The organism is Rugamonas violacea (assembly GCF_016461825.1).
Classification (GTDB): Bacteria; Pseudomonadota; Gammaproteobacteria; order Burkholderiales; family Burkholderiaceae_D; genus Rugamonas.
In genome coordinates, this window is sequence record NZ_JAEMNU010000134.1 from 64,025 (window position 1) to 70,353 (window position 6,329).

At 63.9% G+C, this 6,329-nt stretch carries 5 protein-coding genes; 4 read left to right on the forward strand and 1 reads right to left on the reverse strand.

Translation table 11 applies throughout. The features are described from left to right. The first annotated feature begins 44 nt into the window (after positions 1-44). The 4 genes from H7U20_RS25405 (at position 45) to H7U20_RS25420 (ending at position 4,331) form a co-directional block, all read left to right on the forward strand. On the forward strand, positions 45-1,940 hold the full coding sequence (locus H7U20_RS25405) for a Vps62-related protein (RefSeq protein ID WP_199761933.1): 1,896 nt from the start codon (positions 45-47) through the stop codon (positions 1,938-1,940). Positions 1,941-2,193: 253 nt separating this feature from the next. After that, positions 2,194-2,664, forward strand: a complete 471-nt coding sequence (locus H7U20_RS25410) for a hypothetical protein (protein ID WP_199761934.1) — start codon at positions 2,194-2,196, stop codon at positions 2,662-2,664. Beyond that, positions 2,661-3,629, forward strand: a complete 969-nt coding sequence (locus tag H7U20_RS25415) for a hypothetical protein (RefSeq protein WP_199761935.1) — start codon at positions 2,661-2,663, stop codon at positions 3,627-3,629. Before H7U20_RS25410 ends, H7U20_RS25415 begins: the two co-directional genes overlap by 4 nt. A 375-nt stretch (positions 3,630-4,004) precedes the next feature. Continuing rightward, on the forward strand, positions 4,005-4,331 hold the full coding sequence (locus H7U20_RS25420) for a hypothetical protein (RefSeq protein WP_199761936.1): 327 nt from the start codon (positions 4,005-4,007) through the stop codon (positions 4,329-4,331). A gap of 78 nt (positions 4,332-4,409) precedes the next feature. On the opposite strand, the gene H7U20_RS30820 is transcribed toward H7U20_RS25420, so the two are convergent. Next, entirely contained in the window at positions 4,410-6,017 is a 1,608-nt protein-coding gene (locus tag H7U20_RS30820; protein WP_199761937.1) for a methyl-accepting chemotaxis protein, read from the reverse strand. Positions 6,018-6,329: the final 312 nt, after the last annotated feature.

A 6,329-nucleotide genomic window follows, 5' to 3' on the forward strand; every position in this document is an offset into this window, starting at 1 on the left:
GCCGAGAGGGTGGCCTCGACCGCAATGCCCTTCCGGAGAAAGCCATGCCCGTCCAATCACCGAACGCCAATGCCAGTTCACCGCTTCCCCTGAACCTGGTGCGGCAATTCGCGCCCACCATCGTGTTCCACCCCGACGAAATTTTCTTGCCGTGTTCGATAGAGCATATTCTGGCGAACGCCACGCTGCAAGCCGATCCCGCCGTGCAGATTCCCAACCAATTCATCGCCGGGGACAATGGCAGCAATCAGCCCATTCCCGCTTACGCTCAGATGAACGGCGTGCTCTACCTTGCGTATCAGGACCTCAACGACAACATCTGGGTCAGCTCCTCGCCCGACGGCATCAATAACTGGTCGCAGCCGATCAACAGCTGCGGCGGCATCAACCCCTCGCTGGTGGCCCACAGCGACGGCAAACTCTGGATGGCTTACACCTACAACGAAAATATCTGCGTGGCTTACTCGGCCGATGGCGTCAGCTGGACAAACATGGGCCAGATCCCCAACCAGGCCACCGTGTATCCCATCCTGACCTCGTTCATGGGCAGCTTGTGGATCGTCTATACCGGCAATGACAGCTCCCAGCTGTACATCACCACGTCCAGCGATGGGGCCCAGAGCTGGAATTGCTGGGAAGTCCCGGGCAACACCTCGGTTCCGGCCGTAACGGTGTACAACAACGCGCTCTGGCTGGTCTACAGCAGTTCTGACGGCTCCGAGCTGTACTGCGCTTCCTCGCCGGATGGCGTAAAGTGGACGACCAATCCCATCCCCAAGCAGACCAGCTCGATTCCGGCACTGGCGACCTTCAATGGCGCCTTGTGGATTGTCTATTCGGATTCGGACAGTTCCGACATGTTCGTCTCCACCTCGACCGATGGTGTGAGCTGGACCGTGAACCCACTGGGGAACCAGTTCACCTCGGTCCCCGCGCTCGCCGTGCTGGGGCAGACCCTGTGCATGGTGTATCCCGACTCGACGCCGAGCTCCTCGGGGGGCGGCCATATCCGCCAGCTGTGGGCCAGTTGCTCGCAAGATGGTTGGGACTGGCAGCCAAGTGACATCGACAACCCAACCCAGCAGGACATGGCCAATCACTACGCTGGCCAGTACCACCTGAATATCAACGAGGCAGCCTTTACCGGCGAAGGCTTGAACGCGCCGATGTATTACGCAGTGCAGAATTTTTCGGACTACACCGAAATCACCTACCTGCTCTTCTTCGGCTTCAACGGCTGCCAGACCGTCCACATTCCGATCTTCGGCAACGACTATGAATGCATCCTGTACGATTATGCGCGCCACCAGGGCGACCTGGAACGGGTGACGATCCGGATCTCGAACGACCCGGGCAATCCACAGGTGCTGGACGTGTGTACCGAATCGCATGGCGACGCCAGCCACTGGACGCCCGATCAGGTGAGTTTCACCCCCGGCACGTCCAGCGCCGTCATTCATTCCTCGCTGAACGCCCACGGCACCTTCATCGAAGGGCAGCAGGGTAGCTGGATCAGCAAGCAAAACGCCGTCGTGGCCGATTTTGGCGACGCCATCGGCGAAGGCGGGGTCTGGACGCCGAGCGAATATCGGCTGGTTGGTCTGGACAGCCAGTCGAACCCGGTCAACGAGCAGGTATGGGCCAAGTTCTGCGGCCGGATCGGCGCGCACCTGGACAATAGCCTGACCGCCGGGACGGACTATCAACGCAATGACTTGTCCGGCGTACTGTGGGTCTACATCCAGGGCTGCAACGCCATCGCCGGTGCCTTCGGTCTGATGCCGGCGGACGCGGTCTCCGGCGATGGCCCGAAAGGACTGGGGGAGCGTCCGTACATCCGGCCGGCCAACCAGGCGGCGGCCAGCACGGCCGTCGCCAGCGCGGCGCGGGCCCAGGCAGTGCCGGCCAAGGCGCCGTCGGGCGACCTGGTACAAGCCTGACGGCTCGTACCGCCGTCAGCGGCGGCTGCGCTATTGGCACGCGGGCTCGTTGATGCGGTGTCTTTGCGGCGCCCGCGTCGCGGTGAATTTCCCCGGAACGTCCATCGCGCCGGCGGGTCGAAGCATGTGACGTCGCATGTCGCGGCGTCGCGGCGGAGCTTGAACGCGCGGCCGGGCCGGCTCGTGTCGGTGTCGAGCATACGTGGCGTCCAGATTCCGACCAAACACTTCACCTGTTTGAGAGGAGTAAGACATGCAGACACATACAGAATCGGCGGATGTGGGCGGTGGCGGCCGGGAGTTGTCGGCGGGGTTATTGTCGGACCAGGACGAGATCGGCGAACTGCGCGTGCTGTTCGACGGCCAGGCCGGCAACCCCTTGCAGCCGGCCGAGACGCCACGGGGCAAGGCCCGCGCCGCCGTCGTGTCGACGGACTATTACGGCGCGTTCAGCGTCGAAAAATTCGCTGCGGCAAGCAGTCTCAGCTATACGCACGAGGACGCCGGCGGTTGGCTCAACTACGTGCAACAATTCCAGGCGGCGAACTTCTGGTACCAGGACGCCGGCGTGGCGCCCTGGGCCTACTACGAGCAGTACGACAACTGGCAGGATACATACGGCATGGACGCGGTGATGGCGGTCTACCATTCCGGCCACGGCGCGATGGACGGCAACGGCGTGTTCTACGCCGCCATGGGCGCCTGTTCAACTGGGGCGCGGTGAGCCGCGACTACTGGCACTGGCGTTGGTACTACGCCGCCTCGCTGGCGCTGGCGTCGCGGGCGCGCAACCACAAGGTGCCGGAACGCATCGCCACGGCGCAGCTGGGCATCGAACAGGTTGGCGGCAAGCTGGTGCGCGGCATCCTGGAGCGCCTGCCGGTTGAGCTGGCGCTGCCGCAGGAGGTGGCGGCCAATCCGGCCGGCATCATCGTGCTGTCCGACGGCGGCCGGCGCATTTCGATCGATCCGCACGGCACCTACGACGCCCAGCTCAGCCAGCCCAACCTGGAGAGCGGCAACGAGCTGTTGCTGAGCGCGACGCTGCTCAAGGCCAACGACGTGGTGCGCCAGTTCGGTCTGGACCGCAACGACATCACCTTCGACCGCGTGCTGCACAAGTATGACTGCAGCGGCAGCACCAAGGGCAGCGGCGAGATCGGCACGCCGCGCATCACCGAGACGGTGGTGCAGTTCACCCAGTTGATCGACGGCATACCCGTCATCGGGCCGGGCGAGGGCAAGGTGGCGATCACCTTCGACAACGACGCCAACGTGACGGCGGTGCTCGACACGACGCGACGGATCGACAAGCTGATCGATGCCTTCAGCGCGCCGCGGGCGGACGACAGTTCCGCGCCGCACAGCAATGGCCGCAACGGCGCCACCGCGGGTTACCGCGGCAATGGCGGCGGCCTGGGCGCCCACCGCTCCGGCGGCATCGATCCGCAGGCGCTGCTGGCCGGCGTGTGGCAGGAGCGCATGAAGACCTGGGTGCTGGGCAATGGCATGCCGGAACGTTATTCGGTGGTGCCGGACAGCTACGAGGTAGGCTATGTGATCCGGGGCAACAGCGCGTTGTTGGTGGCGCGCGAGGAGGTCGAGGTCGACTGCGGTGGCGGCTTCGTCAAGCGTTTCGCCGTCGAGGCGCCGCTGCATCCGACGGCGCAGACGCAGGTCTACCACTAGCTTAGGGCCATCTCGAATAACCGTCATTCCGCATCGGCGGACCGCCGCGCAGGCGGGAATCTATACCCCGCATGTCCATTGGCTCAGCATGGGTTCCCGCCTACGCGGGAACGACAATTTGGTGGTTTTTCGAAGTGCCCTTAGGAGGAAACCCCGTCGTTCTCGCTTTGGCGGGAACGACAAATTGGGGGTTATGCAAAGCGCGGCGGCGCGCCAGTATTGCGTATTGGTCTGGGGCAATGTTGTCAAATTGTGGTAAAGTGCGCGGCCATATCGTGCCAATTAATAAAGCTTGCTTGCTGAATATTTGGCGCGGGACTCAAGGCGGCGCCATCTGCGCGCCCGCATTTCATGTGTTTTTGAACAAGGAAGAATATGTTTATTGTTTGGCAAGGTCTCGGTTTCGTCGTTCCGCTCATCCCCATCCTTTTCGTGTTGCTCGGCCAGTTCCTGCTGGACGCGGTGATGGGTGCCGGCTTTTACCACTCGCACGGTTGGTCGGTGGCCTTGATGTTGCTGTTGTCGGGTGTGGCCGTGTGGATGTTGGGTTCGCGCCTGAACAACAAGCCGGGCCGTGAGTTGATCGACCCGCAAACCCAGGAAACCGTGATCTTGCGCAAGCGCCACACCCTGTTCTGGATTCCCTTCCAATACTTCGGCGTCATCATCGCCGTGCTCGCCGCCCTGATCCTGTTCGCCTAATCGGCGCACCGGGCGCGGGCCGCTCCGCCAAGCGGCGAGGGCGGCCGGCGGGGGAGCGGTGCGGGCGACATTAATTGCCTAGTGACCCAGCCGGAGGGGGCTGCCGCCACGCCGGACCGCGCCGGACCGGCCCTGCGCCTGCCCCTGTGCTTGGCGCTCGTCGAGCTTGAACACGCTGACCACCTGGGCCAGCTGGGCCGCCTGGTCCTGCATGGCCTCGGCGGCGGCCGCCGCCTGCTCCACCAGCGCCGCGTTTTGCTGTGTCACCTGGTCCATCTGCGTGATCGCCTGGTTGACCTGGCCGATGCCGGCGGTCTGCTCCTGGGTCGCGGAGCTGATCTCGGCCATGATGTCGGCCACCCGCTTGACGCTGTCGACGATCTCCGTCATGGTCGTGCCGGCTTCGCCGACCAGCTTGCTGCCGGCGTCCACCTTGTCCACCGAATCGTCGATCAAACCCTTGATTTCCTTTGCCGCCGCCGCCGAGCGGTGCGCCAGGTTGCGCACCTCGGAGGCGACCACGGCGAAGCCTCGGCCTTGCTCGCCGGCCCTGGCCGCTTCCACCGCCGCGTTCAAGGCCAGAATGTTCGTCTGGAAGGCGATGCCGTCGATCACGCCGATGATGTCGGCGATCTTGCGCGAGGAGGCGTTGATCGAGCTCATCGTGTCGACCACCTGGGCCACCACCGTGCCGCCCTTGCTGGCCACGGCCGAGGCGCTGGCCGCCAGTCCGTTGGCTTGGCGCGCGTTGTCGGCGTTCTGTTTGACGGTGGAGGTCAGCTCCTCCATCGAGGAGGCGGTTTCCTCCAGCGAGCTGGCCTGCTGCTCGGTGCGCGAGGACAGGTCGAGGTTGCCGGCGGCGATCTCGCTGGAGGCGGTGGCGATGGTCTCGGTGCCCGAGCGGATCTGCGTGACGATGCCGGCCAGATGCTGCTGCATCTCTTTCATGCGGAACAACAGGCTGCTGGAGTCGCCGCTGTCGGTCTCGACGCGGCGCGAGAAGTCGCCGGCGGAGATCTCGTTGGCGACCTCGACCGCGTAGGCCGGTTCGCCGCCGATCAGGCGCATGATGTTGTTGGCCAGCCAGAAGGCGATGCCGCCGCCGACCACCACGGCCAGCAGCGCCAGGCCGACGCTGACCAGCAGCATCTTGCGGGTGAAGTCGACGACGTCCTGCTTGGTCTGCTTGACCTCGGCGTTCTTGTCCTTGATGAAGTCGAGCAACTTGGTGCGCATTTCGCGCCAAACCGGGGTCTCGTCCTTTTTCAGCACGCCGATGGCGCCGGCCTGGTCGTCCTTGACGACGGCGAGGATCTTGCCGTGCAAGGCGGCTTGGCGCTCGCGCAGCGCGTTAACGTCCTGAATCAGCTGCTGCGCCGCCGGCCGCGCCTTGGCCAGCTCCCCGGCGATCTCGCTTTGCTCCTTGAACGCCTTGCCGGCGTCCTCCAGATTCTTGTAGCCGGTCGGATTGGCCGGATCGATCACCACGTTGCGCAGCGCCTGGCCCATCTGCAAACCCTGGGCGTACATATTGGTGGAGGCCGACAGCAGCGCCTGGTCCTGTTCGAGGAAGCTGGAGAACTGGTTCTTGGCGTTCTGCATCCCGACCAGGGCGACGCCGATGGCGCAGATGAAAACGAAGAAGACCAAACCCATACACAACATCATTTTTGTCTTGAGCTTCATAGGATCGCAATCGTGAGGAATGTTGTTGGCGGCCGTTGTCGGCGGCGGCTTCTTTCTGCCGGGAAAGTCTAACATGGCGCTGTTCGGGGCTACGCGCAAATAGCCGGATGTGTTGCTTTGCCGCCATATGGGGCCGGCGGGCCGGCCGCGCCGCCGGCTTGACGCAGCACAGGCCAGTCGCCGGGCCGCTGCGGATAATCGATCAGGTGCCGCCGTCCGCCCCCTGTGTCAGGATAGTTGTCGCGTCATCTGATTTCTCGTAATCGTACAGGGGGCGGAGCAAAGACGGGCAGTGAAACACTATTCAGCAGA